This is a genomic window from Methylophaga muralis (assembly GCF_001720165.1).
GTDB classification, from domain to species: Bacteria; Pseudomonadota; Gammaproteobacteria; order Nitrosococcales; family Methylophagaceae; genus Methylophaga; species Methylophaga muralis.
In genome coordinates this window covers 1-557 of the sequence record NZ_MCRI01000112.1, presented here as the reverse complement: position 1 = coordinate 557, position 557 = coordinate 1, and the positions used below count along the sequence as shown (strand labels likewise).

At 38.8% G+C, this 557-nt stretch carries 1 protein-coding gene; it reads left to right on the top strand.

The window, feature by feature from the left end; translation table 11 throughout:
- Positions 1 to 503: autotransporter domain-containing protein (locus A9E74_RS14450; RefSeq protein WP_176718952.1), on the top strand; the 503-nt coding region annotated here is incomplete at its 5' end.
- Between the last annotated feature and the right edge of the window lie 54 nt (positions 504 to 557).

Here is a 557-nt window from a genome sequence, read left to right as displayed (position 1 = left end):
TTCAGACTCGAGTCAAAATTCGCTACGGAACAAGTTTTAACGATAACAAAACACATTCAATAACAGCAGGTTGGCAACATTCGATAACTGAGCGATTAACTGGTGGTCTCGCTTTAACTTATGCAAATTATAAATCCAGTGGTAATCAGCGGTCTGAATACGATACATATAATTTTGCGGTGACGAGTAGTTATCTGTTAAGTGAAAAATGGTCTCTTTCGGGACAAGTTGGTTATCGCACATTAGAAAATGAAATTACCCCGATAGTGGGGCCAACCCTTACAGATGAAAGCTCTGGCTCGTTATTTAGTTTTTCATCTGTGTATGAAGGTGAAAGTAATAATGTGACTTTTACTTTGGGCCGTTCACTCAATCCATCAGGTGAAGGTGTTGTAAATGAGCAGGATAGAATAAGTTTAAACTGGCGCAGAGACCTAAGTGATACAATGTCACTCACTATCAATACGTCATATCAAGAAAACACAAACAGCGGACAATATTAATAATATTGATCGCGAATACATGCAATTTTCACCCTCTTTGGCATGGCGGCTACA